Raw genomic sequence first — 24,476 nt, forward strand, 5'->3', positions numbered from 1 at the left:
TCGAACATGCGGATGTCCGCTAGCACCAATTTTCAGCCGCCGCAATCGGCCGGCGCAGCCGACCGCACTCGACGACGCAGCCGTTGACGATCTGTTCAGCATCGGGGATTTCCGCGGCGCCGCTTGGTGCCCTACATCGGGTAGGAACGCGAAAGGATATTGCATGGGATTGCTAGTCGAAGGCCAATGGCAGGACCGCCGGTACGATAGCGGGGAGAGCGGCGGCAAATTCGTGCGCGCGCAGTCGCAGTGGCGCGACTGGGTGACCCGCGACGGCGCGTCGGCCGAAGGGCGAAAACGCGGCTTCAAGGCCGAGCCCGGCCGCTACCACCTCTATGTCTCGCTCGCCTGCCCGTGGGCGCATCGGACGTTGATCTTTCGCGTGCTCAAAAAACTCGAGGACGTGATTTCCGTCTCGGTCGTCCATCATTTCATGGGCGCCGACGGCTGGACGTTCCTGGCCGAGGACGGCGCCACCGGCGACACGCTCTACGGCCTCGATTTCCTGCACCAGATCTACACCAGGGCCGATCCCGGCTATTCGGGCCGGGTCACCGTTCCCGTGCTGTGGGACAAACGCGAGCAGACCATCGTTTCCAACGAATCCTCCGAGATCATCCGCATGCTCAATTCGGCCTTCGACGAATGGGGCGATGCCAAGCTCGATTTTTATCCGCAACCGTTGCGCGGCGAGATCGATGCGGTCAATGCGCTGGTCTATCCCGCGGTCAACAACGGCGTCTACCGTGCCGGCTTCGCCACCACGCAGGCAGCCTACGAGGAGGCGTTCGGCGAATTGTTCTCGGCGCTCGACATGCTGGAGGACCGTCTGTCAAGGCAGCGCTATCTCATCGGCGGCCGCATCACCGAGGCGGACTGGCGGCTGTTCACGACACTGGTCCGCTTCGACGCGGTCTATGTCGGCCATTTCAAGTGCAATCTGCGCCGCATCGCCGACTATCCGAACCTGTCGAATTACCTGCGCGATCTCTACCAGGTGCCGGGCGTCGCCGGCACGGTGAATTTGCACCACATCAAGTCGCATTATTACGGCAGCCACGAGACGATCAACCCGACGCGCATCGTGCCGGTCGGGCCAGAGCTCGACTATTCCGCGCCGCACGACCGCGCGCGCTTCAGGAAGGCTGCGTGAGACCGGCGACCTAGCGGAAGGTTTCGGAGTCCATCTTTGCCCTTCTAACGAGTTCAGCTTTCAATATGGTATTTCCAAATCGATTGGAGTAGCCGAGCGACGTTGCAAGGAACGCAACGATGCCGCCGATCATGACGGCCAGGACCGACGTCTGGGGCGGGATTGCGCGTAACAATCCCGACGGCAGAAGCACAGCCATTCCCAAAATCATTTCTATCAGGGTTGAGAAGCCGACCATTTTCCAGAATTCAGTGCGAGTAAAAAGCTGAGCATGTCGCTTTATAAAAACGAAATATGTCACGAATGCCGCAACTAATTGTATTGAGAATTGGATAAATCTTCCAATTTTTGCTAACATATATGGATCTATCGCAAGAACTATTGTAGAAATTAAGGCTGCCACAGAAAATGTTATCACATACATTCCCGTGTACAGTGATACATAGAGCGCGATTCTAAATCTATCGTTTTGGCTGTGTTGCATTTTTTCTCCTCATCGCTCAGCATTTATCTCTCTGAGAACAATGGATGCTGCCGGTCTATACCGACGCAGCCAAAGCTGTTGAAGAGATGATCTACCAGTAAGGCGATGCCGAATTCCCCTCAAAAACCTCGGCAATCCGCCGCAAAGTTGCCGGTGTCGTGCCCACCGGCAAGCGGTCGAGCGGGAAGAAGCCGGCTTCGGCGATCTCGCGGTCGGGCAGCTTGGGTGCTGGCTGGTCGAACTCCTCGACCAGATAGAGGCCGACATGGTCGCGCCGGCTGGCGCGGTGGTTGAAATGCAGGGATTTCAACACCGGCGGTCCGGTCAGCGCGATGTTGCCTTCCTCGAACAGTTCGCGCGTCAGCGCTTCGATCATCGTCTCGCCCAACTCGACGCCACCGCCCGGAAGGTGCCAGCCCGGGACATAGGTGTGGCGGATGAGGAAGACGGAATTGGAGGGGCGTTCGTGGATCAAGCCGCGCACGCCGAGCGTCATCGGCCGCCGCAGTACGAAATACAGGTGAAACAGCCTTGCCCTGACGCCCGGCCAGCCGGTCTGGCGCAGGGCTTGCTCCGGATCCGGCATCATCGTCCGCGAAACCGTGAGTGGAAAGCCGCGCGCGGCTCGCCTATGAAGAAAAGATGTTCAGGCTCGCGCATATTTCCGATGTCCATCTGGGGCCGCTTCCCGATGTAACCTATCGCGATCTCGCCTCCAAGCGCGTGGTCGGTTACGTCAATTGGCAGCGCAACCGCCGCCGCTACATGCACGATGCCGTCATCGACACGATCGTCGCCGACATGAAGGCCAGCGGGCCGGACCATCTCGCCATCACCGGTGATCTTGTCAATCTGGCGCTCGACGGTGAGCTCGAGATGGCCAAGCACTGGCTGGAGACGCTGGGCTCGCCCAACGACGTGTCGGTGGTGCCTGGAAACCATGACGCCTATGTGCCGGGCGCCTTCGACAAGACCTGCCGGTCCTGGGCGGCGTGGATGACCGGCGACGGCGTCAATACGCCGGTCGACCGCAACACCTTTCCCTATTTGCGCGTACGCGGCAATGTTGCGCTGGTTGGCGTCACGACGGCGCGCGCCACGGCTCCATTCATGGCCAACGGCTTCTTTCTGGAAGGCCAGGCGGAAAGGCTGCGCGGCATGCTCGACGCCACGGGCAAGCGCGGCCTGTTCCGGGTGATCATGATCCACCACCCGCCGGTGCGCGGCGCCGTTTCGCAGAACAAGCGGCTGTTCGGCATCTCGCGCTTCCACAAGGTTCTTCACCGACACGGCGCCGAGCTTGTGCTGCACGGCCATTCGCATGTGCCGTCGCTCTTCTTCATCGGCGCCCGCAAGACCAAAATCCCGGTGGTCGGGGTCGCCGCCGCCGGGCAGGCGCCCGGCAGTTCGCATGCGCCGGCGCAATACAATCTGCTCGACATCGACGGTGAAAAGGCCAATTGGCGGATCAGGCTGACGCGCCGCGGCCTGACCGGGCCGGCATTGCCGCCCAGCGACCTGCAGACGCTGGAGCTTGGCGTCGAAGCCGAGGCCTCGGTGGCTAGAACAATTCCAGGAAAAGTGTGAAACGGTTTTCCGTCCGGAATTGCGTCAAAACAAAGAGATAGTGCGGTTCAGCGTTTCCGTGAACGCTGAACCGCTCTAGAAGCTGATTTTCATTGCAACGATGCGGTCCCAGAACAACACGAGCGAAATCGCTAGGCCGACCAGGGCGCCGGCGGCGATCAGGCCGAGGCCCGAGAAGAACGCCGACCAGCCGTTGCTGCGTGCAGGGACATGCAGCGGCGGCTCGGCCTCCGCCACCAGGGCGCGTTTCAGGCCGGCGACGGCTTGCTCGATGCCGCCTTCCATCATCCTCTGGCGTTCGACGACGCGCTCGGCGACATAGCGCGTCACCTGATCGGCAACGACCTTCATCTCGGTCGACTCGGCGAGCACGACGCGGCCGATGCGCGTGTCCTTGAGAAAGCGATAGGTGCGGCGGTCGCGTCCCATGGCGACATGGCTGATCGCGTCGATCCACAGCCGTGGCTGCAGGCCGGACGAGACGGCGAAGTCGAAACTGTCCATATCGGCAGGTACGTCGCCGAAGACCGGCGCGAGTTCGGCGGCAAGCAGATCGAGCCGCATGCGATGCGCTTCGCGCATCTCGACGACGACGTCGTCGCGGTCGGCGAAGGCGTTCTTGACGTCGCGAATGGCATCGGACAGTTTTCGCGACTGATCGATCTGGGTGATGTTCTCGCCTGCGTCCTTCATCGGCGTTGCCTCGCGGGGTTTGGTTAACACCGAATTAACACAGCCGCCGGCAAATTGCACTTGCGAGATCGATGAGCGGGCAAGGGTTCGCTGGATGAGCACCAGCGCCGCCGCCGTGCCTGCGCGAAGACCGATCAGCTCGCCGCAGCGGCGAATCCCCGACAAAGCCGCCTGCTGCGGCGTCGCATATTGCGACGGACGGCCTCGACGACCAGGCCGGGCGCTTCCTCGACCAGCATATGGCCGGCTTCCAGCACGTGGTGCAGATGAAAATGCTTCGGCACGCCGTCCGCCTGGCTGACGGGCAGCACCGCGTCGTCGGTTCCCCAAACCACCATGACCGGCATGTTTAGCGTTTCCAGCCGTTCGCGCTGAATGACGCCTTGCCGATCATCCCTGGTCATGGCGGCTGCGAACTCGACAAGTGTCCGCGACTGGCCGGGACGCCGGCGCATCTCGTTGACGAGATCGACCCTATGCTGCAAGGGCCGGCTTTGCGGTCCCGACATGGCGGCAAGACAGGCGCGGATTTCATCCGTGCCGGCAGCGGCGGCGTAGCGACGCAGCAGCGGACCATTGATCTCAGGACCAAAACCGCCCGGCGACAGCAGCGTCAGCGAGGCCATCTTTTCCGGCTCGCTCAATGCCATCAGGGCGGCCACGGCGCCGCCCATCGAATGACCGACGAGATGAGCCCGCTTTATGCCGCGAGCGGAAAGATCGGCAAGGACGGCACTGGCTGCAATCCTGGCCGGACCGCCGCCAGGAAAATCGAGCGACAGCCCATGCCCCGGCAGATCATAGGCCAACGTCCGCGCGCCGAGTGCCAGGGACGCGGCCACATCGCGCCAGTCGTCGTGGCAGCCACCGAAACCATGCAGGAAGGCAATCGTTGTCGGGCCGGTGCCCCGTTCGGCAGCGTAAAGGGATGGGGTCATGCAAACTTTATGGCTTGGTGCCGGGATCAGTCAGGATGCCGGGGGCGGTCTTATGCGGATCAGTCTTGCGGGAGGTCAGACTTATGCGGAGATCAGTCTTATGCGGGATCAGACCTATGTGGGATCAGATTGGCCGGTTCAAATTGTGTCTGAATTGCGCTTTGGCCGTCCGGATGGCCAGTAAAATCTTCGCGATCACCTGACGTCGTGCACGCGCCGGGAGACGTCAGCTGGCGCCGCCAAGGCCGGCGGCGCGCAGGGCTTCCACCAGCCGGTTGGTCAGATTGGCGGGATATCTTCGTTCGACGAAAGTTGCGCGCGGATCGGCTGCGAATTTCGGGAATTTGGCGGTCAGTTCCTGCAGCAGCCTGCTCGCCAGCTTCTCGCGGCCGGCAGCCTTGGCGCCGATCAGCCGCGCCGCCAGATAATGCGATTTCATTTCCGTCGTTCGCAAGCCGTCGCTGGCGAGCGTGGCCTTGTTCATGTCGCCCATCATGAACTCTCCGGCGAACAGCCCGTAATCCCACCATGTCGGATGGGCGCTCGCGATGTCCACCGCGTGAGCAAGGATCGGGGCGCCCTCGCTGTACCTGCCGGCGAAAACCAGCCCGTAGCCATAGGCGGCGGCCATTGCGAGATCGTAGGGATTGAGCTCATAGGCCTTGCGCATCCAGCGGATCGATTCCGCGGAATCGCCCATGCGCGAATTGAGATAACCAAGGGCGCGGTGCGCGTAGGGGCTGGTCGGGCCCATCTGGATGGCGCGATGGGCAAACGTCATGGCTTTGTCGATCGTCGCGTCGGCGGGGTAGGGATAGTGGTCGGTGACCGCTTCGAGATGCAAGGAAGCGAGTTCCGAATAGACGAGCGACGACTTCGCCTCCCGGTTGGCAAGATCTTCGAGGCAGCGGTAAGCGGCTTCGTGCGTCTGGGCGTTCTGGTCGAGATAATATTTGCCGTTGAGCACCAGACACGCCGTCAGCCCGGTCTGGATGCCGCTCTGCTCGATGTAGTTGTAGATCGTGCCCGAGGCGGGAAGAGCCGAGCTCAAAATGCCGGAGATCTGGTCCTCGATGGCGGTGTTCGCGCTGTCGCCGGCGGTCAGGTTGCGCGACAGCAGCACGCGGCCGGTCGCCACGCTTTGCAGCTCGAGCATGATGTCGCCGCTACGCGGCCCGGGCAGGACATCGAATACGAAGCTGGCGGCGTCGGTCACTGGATCGGGCGGGCTGTCGGCATCACGGCCGATGAAATTGATGGTATCGAAGCCGCTGAGGCCGGCGCGCAGCGATGCGGCGACACGGCGAGCCAGGTCGCTGTCGGCCTTGATGGCGATGTAGACCTGGGGGAGGTTTTCAACCGGAGGCGCTGCAATGCTGCCGGTAGCCACCGCGGTCTCGACCGCCGTGTCGCCGCCGGTCAGCAACACCACGCTACCCTGGCGAAGGATCAGCACACCCAGCATGAGAATGACCAGCGCGATCGCCAGCCAGAAGAACTGCAAATGCCGCTGCAGCGAAGGAGCAGCAGGGGCGACGGCTGGAACGCTCAGCAATGCAGCCGGATGTGCCCGGTTGCGGGCATCTTCCGGCGATCCGGGCGGGGCGGTCGCCGCCTCCTCTGTCGCCGGCTGCGGCTTGTTCTCTGCCTCAGCCTCTGCCGGCAAGCGAATGGCGTTGAGTTCGTAGGACGGAACATAGCCGCCGCGCGGAATGGCGATGCGGACCGGTTCGGCAACGCCCTCATTGGCGAAATACTGCTGCAGAAGCTCGCGCAGCCTGCCGGCCTGCACCCGCACCACCGCATCGGTCGACGGATCGAAATCGCCGTCCTTGCCGAAGACGTCCATCGCTATGGAGAAGCCCTTGAGCCTGTCGGCTTCGCCTGCCTGCTCGCGCTCGACCAGGTAGCGGAGCAGCTTGCGCGCGCGCTCGGATCGTCCGAACGTTTCGCTGGCAAGCAATCGCTCCAACGTTTCGCGCACTGCGGGGGCGGCAGGCGTGGTATGCTGCAAGTGTCGATCCCTTCGAATTCGGCACAGGTTGAGGTACAATCATATCGCGCTGGCGGCGCCTTACAAGCATGTGCTTATGGTGCGATAGCGTACCCACCGGATAAATTCCGGTGGGCCGATGGCGGGAGCCTGACCGTTTCGGCTAGCCGCGCTTTCGACCGACGATGCGGTTGGCGGCCGAAACCACGGCTTCTAGCGAGGCGGCGACGATGTTGGTGTTGATGCCGGCGCCGAACAGCTTGCCGCCCGGATGTTCCATCTCGACATAGGAAATGGCCGAGGCATTCGAGCCGCGCTGCATGGAATGCTCGGAATAATCCAGCACCGACATCGGCACCCCGACATGGCGCGACAGCGCATCGACGAAGCCGTCGATCGGGCCGGTGCCGGTGCCTGATATGGTCACCTCCTTGCCTTTGTCGAGGATCACCGCTTCGACCACACGCCGGCCCTTGACCTCGGTGTCGGGGTAGGTGTGGTGGTCGAGGAACTTCAGCCGCGCGCCGGGCTGGTCGACATAGGTGTCGAGAAAGCGCTCGTAGATGCGCTTGACCGGCACCTCCTTGCCTTCGGCGTCGGTGATCGCCTGGATAGCCTGGCTGAACTCGATCTGCAGGTTGCGCGGCAGGTTGAGGCCGTAATCCGCATGCAGCACATAGGCGATGCCGCCCTTGCCGGACTGCGAGTTGATGCGGATGATGGCTTCATAGCTGCGGCCGACATCGGCCGGGTCGATCGGCAGATAGGGCACCTCCCAGTGCGGCGTGTTGGCCTTGCGCAGCGCCTTCATGCCCTTGTTGATGGCATCCTGGTGCGAGCCGGAAAAGGCGGTGTAGACGAGCTCGCCGACATAGGGATGGCGTTCGGGGATCTTCAGCTGGTTGGAGTATTCGTAGACGTCCTTCATGCGGTTGATGTCGGAGCAGTCGAGCCCGGGATCGACGCCTTGCGTGTACATGTTGAGCGCCAGCGTGACGATGTCGACATTGCCGGTGCGCTCGCCGTTGCCGAACAGGGTGCCTTCGACGCGGTCGGCGCCCGCCATCAGGCCGAGTTCGGTGGTGGCGATGCCGGTGCCGCGGTCATTGTGCGGATGCAGCGAGATCAACAGGTTCTCGCGATTGTCGAGGTTGCGGCACATCCATTCAATGCGGTCGGCATAGATGTTGGGCGTCGACATCTCGACCGTGGAGGGCAGGTTGATGATCAGCTTGTTCTCCGCCGTCGGCTTGACGATCTCGGTGACGGCGTTGCAGATCTCCAGCGCCACGTCGAGCTCGGTGCCGGTAAAGCTCTCCGGCGAATATTCGAAACGGTAGCCGCCGCCGGCCTTGGCCGCCATGTCGGTGATCATCTTGGCCGCATCTGTGGCGATGCGCTTGATGCCGGCGACGTCCTTCTCGAAGACGACGCGGCGCTGCAATTCGCTGGTCGAGTTGTAGAAATGGACGATCGGGTTGGTGGCGCCCTTCAGCGCCTCGAAAGTGCGGGTGATCAGTTCGGGCCGGCACTGCACCAGCACCTGCAGCGAGACGTCGGCGGGCACGTTGCCTTGTTCGATGCACCAGCGGGCGAAATCGAAGTCGGTCTGCGAGGCCGACGGGAAGCCGATCTCGATCTCCTTGAAGCCCATGTCGAGCAGCAGGGCGAACATGCGCGCCTTGCGTTCCTGGCCCATCGGATCGATCAGCGCCTGGTTGCCGTCGCGCAGGTCGACCGAGCACCAGATCGGCGCCTTGTCGATCACTTTCGAAGGCCAGGTGCGATCGGCGAGGCCGACGGTCGGATAGGGCTGGTATTTCCGGGCGGCGTCCGGCATGCCCCTCGCGGGCTTGGCGGTTTCCTCTACATTCAGACGGATATCTTCTCGTGCGTTCATCGTCTTTTCTCCCGGCGGCTCGCGGATCCAGCTTCAGGCGGATTGGTGGCGAGCGGCGCCTTTACCAGAATTTCGTTCGCTTGATGTGACGTGCCAATTTGGCCAAGGAGCGTGCGCGTGAGCGGCGAATTCGACCGCCGGGCGCTCCTTCAGCGAACCCGGCGATCGCCGATAAGGCCGAGAAGCAGCAGGGTGGAGGCAAGCGCGCGAACGGTCTGGCCGGCAATGCCGGTCGGACGGGACGCAAAAGAGGTGGCGCGCGGGCTCATGGCGGTTTTCATACAGGAGCGGGCAAAGCGAGGCAAGTGGGAGCCTCGCTGTCGCAGAAGCTGCCGATCCAGCCTCAAGACCTGGGTTCCTCGCCGTCGCGAAACGGGGGAGAGGTGGCCGCCCACGGGTCTTGCCTTCGGCAAGCCCGAGGACAGGCTCCGCGGCCGGAGAGAGGGCCTTCGTAGGGCGCAGTCCCCTCTCCGTCTCGGCTTCGCCGAGCCACCTCTCCCCATTTTCGTGGGGCGAGGAACCCAAGCTGCAATGAAGGCGCGGCGCCGACATGAAAGCGATTTTTGCTGATTATAGCAACTTTGTTCTTGCTTTGTGCCGGCAGCTATGCTACTAATTTGGGTATGGTGCTGATTGGCGCCGAGGACCCGCCGTCGAGGCGGGTTTTTTATTTCACGGTTTTGGCGTCACCTTTCGCGGACCCAGCCGCTCACCTGATCCAGTTGCTCTTCCCCGAGCCCGGCAAATGCGCCAGAGTCGATTGTCGGCGGGGGTACGATGGCTCGCCGCCGGGAGGGATCGTCCATGAACTTCGTGTTCTTCTCGCCGCATTTTCCGGCCAATGGCGCCGATTTCTGCGACCGGCTGAAGAAGGCCGGCGCCACCGTGCTCGGCATTGGCGACGCGCCGTTCGATGCGCTGGACGGCAAATTGAAGGCAGCCCTTTCGGAATATTACCGCATCGACGACATGGAGGAGTACGAGCCGGTGTTCCGGGCGATCGGCCATTTCATCCACAAATGGGGCCGCGTCGACCGGTTCGAATCGCTCAACGAGCATTGGCTGGAGCTGGAAGCCAATATCCGCACCGACTTCAACATCTTCGGCACCAAGCTCGACTTCGTCAAGAATTTGAAACGCAAGAGCCGCATGCGGGCGTTCTTCCGCAAGAGCGGCGTCGAAACCATCCCGCAACGCAAATGCTCCGACCGCGCCGGCGCCATGACCTTCATCCGACGTGTCGGCTATCCCGTGGTGGTGAAGCCGGATTCCGGCTCCGGCGCTTCGAACACTTTCAAAATCTCCAACGCCGGCGAACTCGACAGTTTCTTCAGGGACAAGCCGGAAGGCGTCAGCTTCGTGATGGAGCAATTCATCGAAGGGCTGGTGGTCACCTATGACGGGCTGGTCAACCGCGACGGCGAGGTGGTGCTGGCCGCCAGCCACCGCTACGACCAGAGCGTCATGGAGGTGGTCAACCGCGACCGCCATATGAGCTATGTCTGTTTTCCCGAGATCAGCCGGGCGGTCGAGGAGGCCGGCAGGAAAATCCTCAAGGCGTTCGACGTGCGCGAGCGCTTCTTCCACATCGAGCTGTTCGAAACCAGGGACGACCGGGTCATCGCGCTGGAGGTCAACATGCGGCCGCCTGGCGCCTGGATGACCGATGCCATCAATTACACCTTCGATATCGATGTCTATGCCGCCTGGGCCGACATGGTGGTCAAGGACGCCGCCGGCGGCCCTTACAAGGGCAAGTATTTCACCGCCTATGCCAGCCGCAAGCGGCATCTCAACTATGTGCACAGCCATGCCGACGTGCTGGCCGCCCATGGCGACATGATCGTCCATCATCACACCATCGAGGAGGTTTTCAGCCGCGCCATGGGAAACTACGCCTATCAGCTGCGCTCCACCGACCCGAAGGCGCTGCGCCGGGCGGTCGACTACATCCATGCGGAAAAGGCGTGAGGCGATGGACGTTTCCTACCACAAGGGTTTTGGCCGCAACCTCGGCCGCGACATGGAATACAAGCGCTACGGCCATGCCGGCCGACCCGTGGTTGTGTTCCCGACTTCGCAAGGGCGGTTCTACCAGTTCGAGGATTCCGGCGCCGTCTCGGCTCTCGCCGAGTTCGTGGACACCGGTCGCATCCAGTTGTTCACGCTGGACGGCATCGATGCGGAATCCTTCTTCGACCGCCATGCCGAGCCGGCCCATCGCATCGCCCGGCATGAAGCGTATTTCCGCTATGTGCGCGAGGAGGCGCTGCCGGAACTCCTGTCTGTCGCAGCCGAGGCCAATGGCGGGCGTACGCTGAAGCCGCTGTTTTGCGGCTGCTCGATGGGCGGCTACCATTCGTCGAATTTCGTCTTCCGCTTTCCGGAACTGGCCAGCGGCGTCATCGCGCTGTCGGGGGTTTACTCCACCCACGATTTCTTCGGCAGCGCGCTCGACGGACAGATTTTCTTCAACTCGCCGCTCGACTACCTGCCGGGTATCGTCGATCCGGGGCTGCTTGGCAGGCTGAAGGCGCTGCGGCTGATCTTCTGCTGCGGGCAGGGTGCCTGGGAGGAACGGATGCTGGCCGATACGCAGGCGCTGGAACAGATCCTGCGTGACAAGTCGATTCCGGCCTGGGTCGACTATTGGGGCGGCGATGTCGCGCATGAATGGCCGTGGTGGCACAAGCAACTGGTCTATTTCTTCGCTCGCTGGCTGGACGACGATCTGATGCACCGGCTGGATTAGGCCACCTGGAGGAAGGAAATGACTAGGCCCGATGCCATCCGCCGCTTTGTCGAAGCCACCAATGCCGGCGACACCAAAGCTTTCCTCGAGACGTTCACGCCCGATGCCTTCCTGAGCGACTGGGGCCGGTCGTTCAAGGGCCGCGAGCAGATTGCGCGCTGGAACCAGTCGGACAATATCGGCGTGCAGTCCAAACTTAGCATCATTGGTATCGAACCGGCGGGCGAGACCTATCACGTCCGCATTGCCGTCACAGGCAACGGCTTCGACGGCGAGGGCGACATGGCGTTCACCCTGGACGGCGATCGCATCTCCAGCCTGGTGATCAGCTGAAGGATATTTTCAAGGCCCTTTAGGCCACCTCGCCGACACGGCCGCCGTTGCTCGCGCGGGACTCATTGGCTTGATGCAAAAACATGACTTTATTTATCATCTTTTAGTGGAAACAGCGGGCCGGCTGTGGCATTCCGGCGTGGCGAGGACGCCGTATGGCGAGCTCGGGTTCAAATGGCACCGAAAGGCTGAGCGATGGAGCAATTGAGTGCGCAAACCCGGATCAGCGGTGCCGCCATCCGGTTGGTGATGGACAGGCTGCGCGCCGAGCACGGCGAATCCGAGATCGATACCGGCCTTGCCGATCATTGGGAATTTCACACGCACTACGGCTCGTTGAAAGCGACGCTCGGTGATAACAGCGTGCTGATTAGCGTCGCGGCCGAGGATGAAACCTGCCTGTCCTACATGAAGATGGCGGTCGCCGGCCATTTTTCGCAACATCTCGGCACGACCAGGGGCATCGCCTGGCAGGGCGACGGCAGCGATGCCGGTACGCCGGTGTTCTTCCGCGAGATCACGGTGCTGTCCTCGACGCGGATTTCTCCGCATATGCAGCGCGTCCGCTTCACCGGCAACGATCTGGGCCGCTTTGGCCGTGGCGGCCTGCATGTGCGGCTGCTGCTGCCGCCGCGCGGCAGGCTGCCGGTGTGGCCGTCGATGGGCGCCGACGGCCTGATGGTCTGGCCGTCGGGCGAGGACGCGCTCGTCGTGCGCGTCTACACGATCCGGGCACTGGACGCCGCAAGCGGCTGGCTGGATGTCGATTTCGTCCTCCACCCCGGTATGGATACGCCGGCGGCCGCTTTCGCCGAAAAGGCAGTTGCCGGCGAGATCATCGGCATGATCGGACCGGGCGGAGGTGGCGTGCCCGAGGCGCAAAACCTGCTGCTGCTCGGCGACGACACCGCGCTTCCGGCGATCGGCAGGATCCTGGAGCAGCTTTCGCCGTCAGCCCGCGCCGAAGCGTTCATCGAGGTCGACGGCCCGGACGACCGGATCGCGCTGGCCGCGGGCGAGACCGTTGCCGTCACCTGGCTCTATCGGCATGGGCGCGAGGCCGGCACAGCCAGGCTGTTACCGGGGGTGCTGCAGCAGCGGAACCGCACCGCCCTTATCGACAATCTCTATGTCTGGGCCGGATGCGAGTTCGGTGATTTCCGCGAGATCCGCAGGATCGTCCGCAAGGAATGGGGTGTGCCGCGCGACCGGCACCTGGTCACCGCCTACTGGCGCCGCGGGACGCAAGCGGCGGACGGCGGCGAAGAATAGTGCGCGACGATGCTCCGCGGTCAGCGGCGGTCGGATACGAAGGCAATCGCCGGCACCGCCAGCAGCGCGACGAGGCCGGCGCCTGCGAAGAACGCGCCATAGCCGAAATACTTCGCCGCGTAGCCGGCCGCGATCCCGCCGGCCATGCTCATCAGTGCGTCCATGCACTGGAACAGCGTGAAGTCGACGCCCGCCTGTCTTGGATCTGACCAGCGCATGAACTGCGCGTAAAGCGCGACGAAACCGAGAGCCATGAAGCCGGACGAGCTGAGCACCGCGACGGCCATCAAAGCGGTGGTCGAGAAGCCACCAAGAAAATCGAAGACCGAAAAGAAGAACAGCGATCCGGCCTGCAGGAAAAGCGCCAGGACGAGCACGTTGCGCGGGCCGAACCATTTGACGAGAGCGCCGCCGGCGAGTGCGGCAGCCAGGCCGACGAACATGCTGCCGACGCCGTTGACAAGCCCGACCATCGAGAGGTCGAGCCCGGCGTCGATCAGGAATGGTCCGAGCATGGCGAGCGCCGCCTTCTGGGCCAGGACATAGATGGCCGACGCTGCCAGGCCGCGCCGAATTTCGGGACGCTTCAACGCGTCGAGGAGGCTGGCAACATGCTCGCGCGTCTCCTCGCGCGCGCGGTTGGCCACGCCGAGCAGGAAGGGAAGGCCGAGCGGCAGGAGCAGCAAGGCCATCGCCCAAACGGCGATGCGCCAGCCATAAGCGTCGACCAGAAGCAGAAACAGGCCGGCGCCGATGGCCGAGCCGAGATAGGCGCCGCCGACCTGCGCGGCATTGCCCCAGCCGTAGTTTTCCTGCGCCAGGCTCTGCACGGCGAAACCATCGCAGGCAATGTCGACGGTCGAGGCGGCGAAGGCGACGACGGTCAGGCAGGCCAGAACCGGCCACCAGGCCTCCGGGCCGAGCGCGCCGACGGCCCACAGCCCGGCGATGGACACGAGCCCACCGGCGGCGACGATCGCGCCGGTGCGGTTCTTGCCGACCGGCGGCAGCCGATAGCGCTCGACGGCCGGCGCCCATAGAAACTTGAGCGCCCATGGCAGCGCGATCAGCGAAACCAGGCCGATCCGGTCGAGCGGCAGGCCCTGGTCGCGCATCACCGCCGGCAGGCCCGCCCAGGTGATGCCGCCGATCACACTCTGCGCGACGTAGAGCCCGCCGATCGCCAGGACGATCGCGACAGGCGTCGATGCCCGGCTGGAAACGGCGATCGACATCAGAAGCGGTAGCGCAGGCTAGCGAACAGCGAGCGGCCCTCGTCGCGGTAGCAATAGCCGGCCGAGCAGATGGATTTTTGAGTGTCGAACAGGTTCTTGGCGTTGACCTGCAGCTTCACGCCCTCGAGCTTGGGGTTGCGGTAGCCGAAATCATAGGAGAGCGAGGCGTCGACGAAGGCGCGCGCGTCGTTCTTGAAGGTGTTGGTGTCGTCGCCATAGCTCGAGCCGGCAACGCGAACGCCGCTGCCTAGCCCGAGCCCCCGCAGCGTCCCGCTCTCGAACTGGTATTGGCTCCAGAGCGACAGGATGTGATTTGGCGTTGCCGACAGTTCCTTGCCTGCGGTTCCCGTGGCGCCGCGTTCGATTTTCACGCGCAGATAGGTGTAAGAGGCGAGTATGCTGAGGCCGTTGTCGAGCGAGGCGCTGGCTTCCAGTTCGACGCCGCGCGAGTTCAGGTCGAGCTGGCGCTGCTTGTTGATGCCGGTCGAGGCGTCGAAGACGACGCCGTCCTTCTGGTCGATGTCGAACAGAGCGGCGCTGACGGCGGCGTTGTAATCGGCAAACTCGTATTTGACGCCGATTTCCTTCTGCGTCGCAATCGTCGGACGGGCGACGCGACCGACAGGGCTGCTGACATCGTCATAGACGAAGCCGATATTGGGCGAGAACGACGTCGAATAGTTGATATAGGGCGTGATGCCCCATTCGGTCTGGTAAGACAGGCCGAGCCGGCCGGAAAGGGCACTGTCGTCCTGCTTGGACTTGGTGAAGTCGGCGGCGGTCGAGGTGGTGTCGGCCCAGTCGTAGCGACCGCTGGCGAACAGGGTGAAATCGTTCCACTCCATCTGGTCATGCAGATAGGCGCCGAGCTGGTTCATCTCCTGCCCGTCATAGTAAGGAACCGGAGCAGCCTTGATGTCGTCGACGGAGACATAGGAGATACCGCTGCCGGCGTCATAATTAGACCAGGCGTAGTCGATGCCGGCTACCGCGGTGTGCCTGACCTGGCCGGTATCGAATTCGAACTGCGCCATGTTGTCGACGACGAAGTTCTTCATGGTCTCGGTGTAGTGGCCCCAGTAGCGTTTCAGATCCGGGCCGTCCGGGTAATGGCCGCTGTACTCGATGTCGCTGTCGACGGCGCTGTAGCGAAGGTTCTGCCGGACGGTCAGCACGTCGTTGAAACGGTGCTCGAACTCGTAACCGATACGGCCCTGGGTCTGGTCGAAGTCGTTCCAGGCGGGATCGCCCTCATAAAGGTCCGTCAGAGCGCCGCCCGAATTGTAGAAGGCAGCGGTGCCGCCGGTGACGGATTTCGAATATTCGCCGAGGATGGTCAGCTTGGTGTCCTCATCCGGCTTGAAGGTGACTGCCGGCGCCAGATAGATCTTGTCGTCGGGATAACCGACCAGGTCGGTGTCGCTGGTGCGGCCGAGGCTGGTGAAGCGATAGAGAATGCTGCCGTCTTCGTTCACCGGGCCGGAAGCGTCGAGTGCGGCCTGGAAGCGATTGTGCTCGCCGAGCAGCATTTCGACCTCGCGGAACTGTTCTTCCTTGGGGCGCTTGGTGACCAGATTGACGATGCCGCCCGGACCGCTGATGCCGTAAAGCGAGGAGGCCGGACCCTTCAGGATGGTGACGCCTTCGATGCCGTAGGGCTCGGTCTTGAACCAGGCCGAGGGGCCGTTGTACTGGCGCAGCCCGTCGCGGAACATGCCGTTGTAAAAGGCCTGGAAGCCGCGCAGGAAGAAGGCATCATAGCGGGTGTCGAAGCCGAAGCTGTTCGGATTGGCGCTGGCGACATAGCCGAGCGATTCGTTCAGCGTGCGTGGCTTCTGGTCCTCGATCTGCTTTTGCGTCACAACCGAAACCGCTTGCGGAATCTTGACTATCGGCGTGTCGGTCTTGGTGCCGATACGGTCCTTCTTGGCGACGTAGCCGTCTTGCACGAGGATCTCGTCGCTCTCGGCATCGACCTCGATCTTGTTGAGAACGGTGACGCCGCCCTGGTCCTGGGCGTGAGCCGGCGCGGACGGGCCGAGCAGGGCCATGCTGCCCGGCAATGATATCCCCAGGAGCCATGTCATCGTCCGTATCCGCATCAACTCGTCTCCACTCTTCCGTACATTGACGAAAGGGGCTCTCAAATCTGAGTATTTGAGTCAAGTTATTTTTTGAGCTCGTGCGCGTGCTGGCCCGATACGGTCGGCGGCAGCAAAGTGCGACCGGTTTCAGGAAAACCGGCTGCGAATCAAGGAGAGGCAAGCTGCTATGGTTTGAGGCTTCTCGCCACCAGCCGCGCCACGCTTGGGCCGACCAGAAGCACGATCAGGAAGCGTGCCGATTGCAGCGCCATGACGAAGGAGATGTCGACATGCTGCGCGGCGGCGGCGATGATGGCGACGCTGTCCATGCCGCCGGGGCTGGTTGCCAGGTAGGCGGTCAGCGGATCGATGCCGAGCAGGCGGCTGATCAGGAAGGCGAGGCCGCCGCAAAAGACGATCAGGGCAATGATCGAGCCGACGATCTGCGGCAGCGCGCGGGCCGCGTGGCGCAAAATGGCCCTGGTGAAATTCAGGCCGATGCTCCAGCCGATCATCGTATAGCTCAAGGCAAGCAGCCAGGGTGGCAACTGCATGGTCACGCCGAGCCCGAGATGGATCACGGTGCCGAAAATGAAGGTGCCGAGGAAAAACGGCGACGGCAGCCGGAAAAGCTTTCCGGCGAGGCCGCCGACCAGCGCCACGCCGAATGTTGCGGCCAAGCCTTGCGGGTCGACCGGTGGGAACCAGACGATGGCCGGCACCTCGATGCCCGAGGTGTCGACCCAGAGCTTGGCCACCAGGGCTGCCGTCATCGAGACGCAGATGACGCGCAGATATAGCATAAAGGCGACGAGGCGCTGGTCGGCGCCGAAGGCACCGGCCATCAGCACCATGGCGGTGGCGGCGCCCGGCGACGAGCCCCAGACCGCGGTGGTGCCGGGCAGGATGCGCCAGCGGCTGATCAGCCAGCCGAGCAGGCTGGATGCCGCGACCGTCGCCATCACGACGCCAAGGAACAGCGGCCATTCCCTGTAGAAGACGGGAAAGATATCGGCCGAGATGGAACTGGCGACCAGGCAGCCGACGACCGACTGGGCTGAGCCGAACAGAACCCGCGGCACGCGCACCGTGGCGCCGTTGGTGCCGGCAGCTATGGCCGCCAGCATCGGTCCGATCAAGAGCGCGGCGGGCAGGGCGGCGAGTTCCAGCGCGCCGGCAAACAGCACCGAGACCACCACCAGGACCGGCCACTGCCAAGCCTTGTGGATCCGCGCCAGGTGCTCGATGGCCGGCGGGTTCGGGGAAGAATCCATAGATGGGCTCTTAGACCGGTGGCGAAAAAATGCGAACCCTTTTTGCGCGGAAAAGGGCTTGGGTGGTAATGGCACCAACCATCCGCAGCGATCCTTCGCGCCCCCCTCTGTCCTGCCGGACATCTCCCCCTCAAGTGGGGAGATTGGATGTCACGTCGGCCTTCGCCAATCTCCAAAAAAGAGCGCTGTCGGCGAAGCTGCCAATCTCCCCACTTGAGGGGGAGATGGCCGGCAGGCCAGAGGGGGGCGCTGTCCCGCCGGCCTCTCCTCTATCCCGCCTTCGCCGCCGCCAACCCGAACCCGCCAACAGGATGCGTCTCCACCTGGAACTCGAAGCCGGCAATGATCGGCCGGGCCTTGGCGATTGCCGCCTGGACTTCGGGCAGCTGCAGCGAAGCCTTGTGGCTTTCGGCGTCGGTCCACACTTCGGTCACCCAGATCGCGTCGGCATCGGCCGGGTCGGTGGCGATGATGTAGTTCAGGCAGCCGGGCATGGCGCCGGTGCTGGCGAGCAGGATATCCATCATTGCGTCACGCTGGCCGCGCATCGCCCGCATCTTGCCGATCAGTCCGTACATTCGCTTTGCTCCGTTGAGATGACGCAACCAGGAGTATGCAGTTCGTCGCCTACGGCATCAACTGGCCGCCATTGACCTCGATCACCTGGCCGGTGATGTAGCCGCTCAACAGATCGGAGGAGAGGAACAGATAGGCGCCTACGCAGTCCTCGGCGGTGCCGGCGCGGCCCTGCGGGATGGTGGCGATCATGCCTTTCATCTGGTCGTCGGTCGAGTAGCGCTCGTGGAAAGGTGTCGCGATCGTGCCGGGCGCCACCGCGTTGACGCGGATGTTGAAACCGATCAGCTCCTTGGCCATGCCGCGCGTGACGTTGGAGACGAAGGCCTTGGCCGAGCCGTAAAGGCCGGCGCCGCCGCCGGCGCCGTTGCGCGCGGCGATCGAGGAGGTGTTGACGATGAAGCCGCCCTGCCGCTTCAGCCATGGGATTGCCTTGCGCGAAGCTGTCAGCACGGAACGCGCGTTGAGGTCCATCACCGCGTCGTAATGCGCCTCGGTCTGCCCGGCATAGGGCACGCGGCCGAGCATGCCGCCGGCATTGTTGACGAGGCCGTCGAGCCGGCCGAAATGTTGCGCACTGTCCTCGACGACGCGCTCGACATCGGCGGGGATCGAGAAATCGCCCTGGGCGAGGAACACGTCGCCGCCGCCGTTGCGAATGGTCGCTGCAAGGTTTTCGGCAGCCGCGCGGCTCGAATTGTAATGCAGCGCGACGCGGCATTTCTGCGCGGCGTAGGCGAGTGCGAGCGCCGCGCCGATGCCGGTCGAGGCGCCGGTGACCAGCACCGCCTTTCCGGCAAGGTCGGGGATGACCAGAGAGGGGCTGACAAGGGTGGTGGTGGCTGGCACGTCTATTCCTCCGGGGACTCTGCCTGCTCTTCGTAGGCCCTCGCAGTCCTCGCGTTCAAGTCCGTAAAAGTTTAGAGCGGTTCACCGTTTCACGGAAACGGCGAACCGCTCCCTCTTTGTCTTGACGCAATTCCGGACGGAAAACCGTTTCACACTTTTCCTGGAATTGCCCTATGGCCTGAGATAGGCATAGCCCTGGCGTTGCAATTCGGCGAGCTTGACGACGCCGCCCCTGTCGGCTGCATGGAAGCCGTCGAGCAGGTCGGCCAGGCCGATATCCATGCCGTGCATGGTGTTGGCGCAAGCGTGCGGGCTGAGCCCATCCTGGACAAGGCCGGCGAACCGCCCGGAAATGGCGGCCGATATGCCCTTCGACTTGAAGGCGGCAAGTGCCGGGCCGTGCACGACAAGCGCGATGTCGACCTTGCCGTCGGTGCCTTCGAAGTGGTTCTTGATGTTGCCGAGCACGAAATTGACCTTGTCGAGGTCGCTGAGGTGATAGGCGACCTTTTGCCTTTCCTCTTCGGCAGCCGCCGGCTTGACTTCACTAGCTGCGGCCTTGATGGGGCGCAGCCCGAACAGCCCGGCGGCCCCGGCAAGACCGACGCGGAAAATATCGCGGCGTCGCATGGCTTCATCTCCCATTTGGTCGGCCCGCGCAATTTGCGTGGCCTCGACCTCAATCCTAGCATAAATTGAAGCCACGTCTTGTCGGGGCAGGGGGAGCCAGCATGATATCAAGGACCGTGATGGGCGCCGGAGTTGGGGTTGCCTTGCTTGCCGCCGTCGCCGGTGCTGCTTTCGCCGACGACACGCTCAAACTCACCGAGCTCAGCCCCGACGGCAAGGACGCTTGCTTCGGCCGCGTCTACGACGCCGCGCATCTCAAGTCGCATCCGCAGCAGGCCGCGCATCTCAAGTCGCATCCGCAGCAGAAGGTGGCGCGCATCTTCTTCTATTACGGCCGCGATCCGGTCAGCCGACCAAACGAGGAGCCAAGCACCGGCATCGATTCCTCCTACAATGGCTTCATGGCGACGACGGTACGCGGCGCCGAGGCGCCTGAATGGCTCGGCGGCTGGTGCAGTCATGAGTCGGAGGACGGCAAGACCGGGCCGATCCGTTGCGGCATGGACTGCGACCGCACCATGGCTTCGCTGAAGGTCGACGACAAAGGCCGGCTGATCGTCTCGGACGTGCAGCCCGATCTCTATCTCGACGCCGGATCGGAAGACGAGCTCGGCAAGGCGGAGTACGAAAGGCAGGCGCTGGGCAAGGACGACAACGGCTTCAGGCTCGACCCGATGCCGGCCGCCACCTGCAAGGCGGAGTTCGCGCGCATCGACCCGATCGACCCGGCCCTTGGCCCGCCATTGCGCGAGCGGCTGAAGCCGGACCAGGCCTTCTGCTACGGACGCGACTACGACGCCGAGCATCTCGGCTCGCATCCCGATCAGCTGACCCAGTCGATCAGGGTTTTCCGCGGACCGGTCGAGCTGGCGTCTTTCGCCAAGGAGGGCGATCCGGCCAATTGGCCAAGCGGCGCCGATATCGCCGTTTCGGTTACCACGCGGCAGAAATCGGCCAAGGTCACGCAGGTCTATAACTGTCAGGGCGAGGGCGACCAGTGGCGCTGCGCGGCGAGCGCGAAGACGGGTGATGCGTCCTGCGATATCGCGCAACAGGAGGTCTTCCTTCGCCGCGGCGCCAACGGCACGATGATGCTGGCCAACCCGAACAGCGGCCTGCCGATCATCGATCTGTGCTCGAAAGCGGCGGAAGGCGACACCAGCTCCGACGACAAGGTCTACCGGCTGGAGCCGATGCCGCAGGCTGCCTGCGGGCTGTAGCAGTTCAGAGACGCGATGCCGGCGAGACAGCACCCCCCTCTGTCCTGCCGGACATCTCCCCCTCAAGGGGGGAGATCGGCAGCTTCACCGACAGCGTTCTTCTTTGAAGATTGGCGAAAGCCAAAGCGACATCCAATCTCCCCCCTTGAGGGGGAGATGTCCGGCAGGACAGAGGGGGGCGCGAAGGATCACGACTGAGCGATTTTTCTCCGCGCCGCCACCTCACGCGAACGGCACGGCCGTCGTGCCCTTGGGCAGTTTCGCTTCGTCGTCGGGTTCGACATGGATGATGACCCGCACGGAAGGGATCTCTGCCTGCAGCGCGTCCTCGATGCGGTCGCAGATAACGTGGCTGGCGCCGACCGACATGTCGGCGTCGACGACCAGGTGGAACTCGATGAAGGTGGCGCGGCCGGCGATGCGCGTCTTCAGGTCGTGGACCTCGAGCGCGCCCTTGCAATTGGCCGAGATGATGTCGCGTATGCGGATGTGTTCCTGGGTGTCGACGGCGCGGTCCATCAGCCCGTTCATCGACGAGCCGATGACGTGCCAGCCCTGCCACAGGATGTTCAGCGCCACGATCACCGCAAGAGCCGGATCGAGAACCTGCCAGCCGGTCAGTACGGCGCCGACCAGGCCGATGAACACACCGACCGAGGTCGCCACGTCGGTCATGATGTGCCTGCCGTCGGCAACGAGAGCCGGCGATTTTTCGCTTCGGCCGGTGCGGATCAGCGTCAAGGCCCAGACGGCGTTGATGACCGTTGCGACGCCGTTGACGGCAAGGCCGGTCCATGGCTGTTCCAGCAGGGCGGGATGCTGCCAGGACCACCAGACCTCATTGAGGATCAGCAAGGCGGCAAGCACGATCAGCACGCCTTCGAGGACGGCCGAGAAATACTCGGCCTTGTGGTGGCCGAACGGATGGTCCTGGTCGGCTGGCTTGTAGCTGACCTGGATCGCCCAATAGGCGGCGGCAGAGGCAATGACGTTGACGATCGATTCCAGCGCGTCCGAATAAAGCGCGACCGAACCGGTGACGTACCAGGCCACCAGCTTCAGGCCGAGCACGATGCAGGCGACGACGATCGACCAGAAGGCGAGGCTGGCGACCTTCTGCCTGGCGGCGGCTTTGATTTCTGCCGCGGTCACTGGGGAAAAGATCCCAACACTGAGCCCTCGAATTAAGCGGCCTTTTCCTTGGCCTTGCGCGGCAGGTGCGCGACAATGTTCTCGATGATGCGCATGCCGGCATTGTGGCCGAGCGTCATGATCGACTCCGGGTGGAACTGCACCGCGGCGATCGGCTCCTTGCGGTGCTCGAAGGCCATGATGATGCCGTCCTCGGTCTCGGCGGTGACGACAAAACCATCGGGCAGCCGCACCGGATCTGCAAAGATCGAATGATAGCGGCCGACCGTCACCTCCTTGGGCAGGCCGGAGAAGATGATGCCCGGCTTCGACACGCGGATGCGCGACGGCTTGCCGTGCATCGGGATGTGCAATTGGCGCAGCTCGCCGCCATAGGCCTCGGCCAGCGCCTGCAGCCCGAGGCAGACGCCGAAGATCGGCAGGTCGCGCGCACGGGCCCGCTTGATGGTAGCGGCGCAGTCGAAGTCCTTCGGTGTGCCGGGGCCGGGCGACAGCACGACCAGGTTTGGCTTCAGCCGGTCGAAGATCTCGTCCGGCACCGGCGTGCGCACCGTCGAGACGTTGGCGCCGGTCTGGCGGAAATAGTTGGCGAGCGTATGGACGAAGGAGTCCTCGTGGTCGACCAGCAGGATGTTGACGCCGTCGCCGACACGCGCGGTGCTGCGTTCGGTGCTGGCGGCATTGCCTGATTTGGCGTCGCGGATGGCGGAGAGCATGGCGGATGCCTTCAGTTCGGTTTCGGCTTCTTCTTCCTCGGGAATGCTGTCGAAGAGCAGCGTGGCGCCGGCGCGCACCTCGGCGATGCCGTCCTTGATGCGAATGGTGCGAAGCGTCAGGCCGGTGTTCATGTCACCGTTGAAATTGACCATGCCGATCGCCCCGCCATACCAGGCGCGCGGGCTCTTCTCGTTCTGCTCGATGAAGCGCATGGCCCATAATTTCGGCGCGCCGGTGACGGTGACCGCCCAGGCATGCGACAGAAAGGCGTCGAAGGCGTCCATGCCTTCGCGCAGCCGCCCCTCGATGTGGTCGACGGTGTGGATCAGGCGGGAGTACATTTCGATCTGGCGGCGGCCGATGACGCGCACCGAGCCCGGCTCACAGACCCTCGACTTGTCGTTGCGGTCGACGTCCGAGCACATGGTGAGTTCGGATTCGTCCTTCTTCGAATTGAGCAGCTTCAGGATCTGCTCGCTGTCGGAGATGGCGTCGTCGCCGCGCTTGATGGTACCGGAGATCGGGCAGGTCTCGACGCGGCGGCCGTTGACGCGCACGAACATTTCCGGCGAGGCGCCGATCAGATATTCGCCCTCGCCGAGATTGATGAAGAAGGAATAGGGCGAAGGGTTGATGCTCTTCAGCTTGCGGGAAATCTCGGAGGGCTGGGTTTCGCAGCGTTCGTAGAACATCTGCCCCGGCACCACTTCGAACAGGTCGCCGCGCTCGAAGCTCTTCATCGCCTTGCGCACCAGCTTGGCATATTCGCCGGGCTCGTGGTCGCCGCGCGGCGGGATGCGGTCGGCGGTCCTGAACGGCTCGACGATTTCGTCGCGCGGCAGGCCTTCGGTCGAAAAGCCATCGCCGGAATAGTCGTAACGGTCGGTCCAGGCCTTGGTCGAATAGTGGTCGACGACGAGGATCTCGTCGGGCAGGAACAGCACGAGATCGCGCTGGCTTGGCTTGCGCTCGAGCTTGTAGTCGACCGGATCGAACTGGAAGGCGAGGTCGTAGCCGAAGGCGCCATAGAGGCCGAGATTGGCGTCTTCCTCGGTCTTGAACAAAGCCGTGATGGCGCGCAGCACGGTGAAGACGGAGGGAACGCGGCTGCGTTCCTCTTCAGTGAAGATACGATCGGGCTTGGCGACCTCGAGGCGGATGAGTTTGTTGGACGTCTCGGCGATCGTTACGTCGTCAAGGCCGGCAAGCACCGTGCCGATCACCGGCAAAAGCACCTCGCCGCGACGGTTCAGCGCCTCGATGCGCATGGCGCGGCCGCGTGCCGAGATCACCACCGGCGGATCGATGATGGCGGTGTCCCAGCGCGTATAGCGGCCGGGATATTCGTAATTCGAGGAAAACACGGCGCCGCGGCGCGAATTCAGCCCATCGACATAGCCGTCGATCGCCCCCTCGTAAGGCCGGTCATGGCGCTGGCGGGTAATCGCCACGCCACCCGCCGTGACGAAGCGCTCGGCGCCATTCTCCAGAATTTTCGTCGTCATTGCCGTCTCCATCAGCGTCTTTGGGGCAACGGACCCGGGAATGGCTTGAAAAAACAAATGGCCGCCCGGACATTCCGCTGCGGCCACCCTCTATTGTCACGCGAACGCGTTCGAACAGGCCGCTGTCAG

Annotated in this window: 21 protein-coding genes; 7 read left to right on the plus strand and 14 right to left on the minus strand. The window is 63.4% G+C overall.

Annotation, left to right across the window (positions count from 1 at the left end; translation table 11 throughout):
• Positions 1–163: 163 nt before the first annotated feature.
• Positions 164–1,153, plus strand: a complete 990-nt coding sequence (locus tag NKK47_RS06475) for a glutathione S-transferase family protein (RefSeq protein WP_352575720.1) — start codon at positions 164–166, stop codon at positions 1,151–1,153.
• Positions 1,154–1,163: 10 nt separating this feature from the next.
• Here the strand turns inward: NKK47_RS06475 and NKK47_RS06480 are convergent, their stop codons facing one another.
• Both NKK47_RS06480 and NKK47_RS06485 read right to left on the minus strand, forming a co-directional pair.
• A complete protein-coding gene (locus tag NKK47_RS06480; RefSeq protein WP_352456423.1) occupies positions 1,164–1,637 on the minus strand; it encodes a hypothetical protein in 474 nt (157 codons plus the stop codon).
• Positions 1,638–1,728: 91 nt separating this feature from the next.
• A complete protein-coding gene (locus NKK47_RS06485) occupies positions 1,729–2,223 on the minus strand; it encodes an NUDIX domain-containing protein (protein ID WP_352456460.1) in 495 nt (164 codons plus the stop codon).
• A 56-nt stretch (positions 2,224–2,279) separates the two neighbouring features.
• Here NKK47_RS06485 and NKK47_RS06490 point away from each other — a divergent pair, with 56 nt between their 5' ends.
• A complete protein-coding gene (locus NKK47_RS06490; RefSeq protein WP_352575837.1) occupies positions 2,280–3,224 on the plus strand; it encodes a metallophosphoesterase family protein in 945 nt (314 codons plus the stop codon).
• A 75-nt stretch (positions 3,225–3,299) separates the two neighbouring features.
• Here NKK47_RS06490 and NKK47_RS06495 read toward each other — a convergent pair whose 3' ends face one another.
• From NKK47_RS06495 to leuA, 4 genes are all read right to left on the minus strand, one after another.
• Positions 3,300–3,917, minus strand: coding sequence for a hypothetical protein (locus tag NKK47_RS06495; protein ID WP_352575722.1), 618 nt, complete (start codon positions 3,915–3,917; stop codon positions 3,300–3,302).
• Positions 3,918–4,051: 134 nt separating this feature from the next.
• Complete coding sequence (locus tag NKK47_RS06500) at positions 4,052–4,855, minus strand: alpha/beta fold hydrolase (RefSeq protein ID WP_352575723.1); 804 nt, start codon at positions 4,853–4,855, stop codon at positions 4,052–4,054.
• A 226-nt stretch (positions 4,856–5,081) separates the two neighbouring features.
• Positions 5,082–6,869: a tetratricopeptide repeat protein gene (locus tag NKK47_RS06505; protein ID WP_352575725.1), complete on the minus strand. Its 1,788-nt coding sequence runs from the start codon at positions 6,867–6,869 to the stop codon at positions 5,082–5,084.
• 142 nt (positions 6,870–7,011) lie between these two features.
• Complete coding sequence (gene leuA, locus NKK47_RS06510; protein ID WP_352456427.1) at positions 7,012–8,748, minus strand: 2-isopropylmalate synthase; 1,737 nt, start codon at positions 8,746–8,748, stop codon at positions 7,012–7,014.
• Positions 8,749–9,552: 804 nt separating this feature from the next.
• Between leuA and NKK47_RS06515 the strand changes: the two genes are divergently transcribed.
• From NKK47_RS06515 to NKK47_RS06530, 4 genes are all read left to right on the plus strand, one after another.
• Positions 9,553–10,719, plus strand: a complete 1,167-nt coding sequence (locus NKK47_RS06515; RefSeq protein ID WP_352575727.1) for an ATP-grasp domain-containing protein — start codon at positions 9,553–9,555, stop codon at positions 10,717–10,719.
• A 4-nt stretch (positions 10,720–10,723) separates the two neighbouring features.
• On the plus strand, positions 10,724–11,500 hold the full coding sequence (locus NKK47_RS06520) for an esterase family protein (RefSeq protein ID WP_352575729.1): 777 nt from the start codon (positions 10,724–10,726) through the stop codon (positions 11,498–11,500).
• Positions 11,501–11,518: 18 nt separating this feature from the next.
• Entirely contained in the window at positions 11,519–11,833 is a 315-nt protein-coding gene (locus tag NKK47_RS06525) for a nuclear transport factor 2 family protein (protein ID WP_352575731.1), read from the plus strand.
• Positions 11,834–12,028: 195 nt separating this feature from the next.
• On the plus strand, positions 12,029–13,105 hold the full coding sequence (locus NKK47_RS06530) for a siderophore-interacting protein (RefSeq protein WP_352575733.1): 1,077 nt from the start codon (positions 12,029–12,031) through the stop codon (positions 13,103–13,105).
• Positions 13,106–13,125: 20 nt separating this feature from the next.
• Here the strand turns inward: NKK47_RS06530 and NKK47_RS06535 are convergent, their stop codons facing one another.
• From NKK47_RS06535 to NKK47_RS06560, 6 genes are all read right to left on the minus strand, one after another.
• Entirely contained in the window at positions 13,126–14,340 is a 1,215-nt protein-coding gene (locus tag NKK47_RS06535; protein ID WP_352575735.1) for an MFS transporter, read from the minus strand.
• Positions 14,340–16,427 carry a TonB-dependent siderophore receptor gene (locus NKK47_RS06540; RefSeq protein WP_352575737.1) on the minus strand — a complete coding sequence of 696 codons (2,088 nt, stop codon included), beginning with the start codon at positions 16,425–16,427 and terminating at the stop codon, positions 14,340–14,342. Before NKK47_RS06540 ends, NKK47_RS06535 begins: the two co-directional genes overlap by 1 nt.
• Before the next feature lie 182 nt (positions 16,428–16,609).
• Positions 16,610–17,698, minus strand: a complete 1,089-nt coding sequence (locus NKK47_RS06545; protein ID WP_352575739.1) for an AbrB family transcriptional regulator — start codon at positions 17,696–17,698, stop codon at positions 16,610–16,612.
• 269 nt (positions 17,699–17,967) lie between these two features.
• Entirely contained in the window at positions 17,968–18,276 is a 309-nt protein-coding gene (locus tag NKK47_RS06550) for a putative quinol monooxygenase (RefSeq protein WP_023679530.1), read from the minus strand.
• Between the two features lie 49 nt (positions 18,277–18,325).
• The gene (locus NKK47_RS06555; protein ID WP_352575741.1) at positions 18,326–19,123 is read right to left on the minus strand and encodes an SDR family NAD(P)-dependent oxidoreductase; all 798 of its coding nucleotides are present in this window, start codon (positions 19,121–19,123) and stop codon (positions 18,326–18,328) included.
• 171 nt (positions 19,124–19,294) lie between these two features.
• Positions 19,295–19,753, minus strand: a complete 459-nt coding sequence (locus tag NKK47_RS06560) for a DsrE family protein (RefSeq protein ID WP_352456435.1) — start codon at positions 19,751–19,753, stop codon at positions 19,295–19,297.
• A gap of 101 nt (positions 19,754–19,854) precedes the next feature.
• On the opposite strand from NKK47_RS06560, the gene NKK47_RS06565 reads away from it, so the two are divergent.
• The gene (locus NKK47_RS06565; protein ID WP_352575743.1) at positions 19,855–20,973 is read left to right on the plus strand and encodes a hypothetical protein; all 1,119 of its coding nucleotides are present in this window, start codon (positions 19,855–19,857) and stop codon (positions 20,971–20,973) included.
• Between the two features lie 222 nt (positions 20,974–21,195).
• Here the strand turns inward: NKK47_RS06565 and NKK47_RS06570 are convergent, their stop codons facing one another.
• Positions 21,196–22,125 carry a cation diffusion facilitator family transporter gene (locus NKK47_RS06570; RefSeq protein ID WP_502904978.1) on the minus strand — a complete coding sequence of 310 codons (930 nt, stop codon included), beginning with the start codon at positions 22,123–22,125 and terminating at the stop codon, positions 21,196–21,198.
• A gap of 32 nt (positions 22,126–22,157) precedes the next feature.
• Positions 22,158–24,347: an anthranilate synthase gene (locus NKK47_RS06575; protein ID WP_352575745.1), complete on the minus strand. Its 2,190-nt coding sequence runs from the start codon at positions 24,345–24,347 to the stop codon at positions 22,158–22,160.
• Positions 24,348–24,476: the final 129 nt, after the last annotated feature.

Source organism: Mesorhizobium sp. M0019 (assembly GCF_040323975.1).
Classification (GTDB): Bacteria; Pseudomonadota; Alphaproteobacteria; order Rhizobiales; family Rhizobiaceae; genus Mesorhizobium.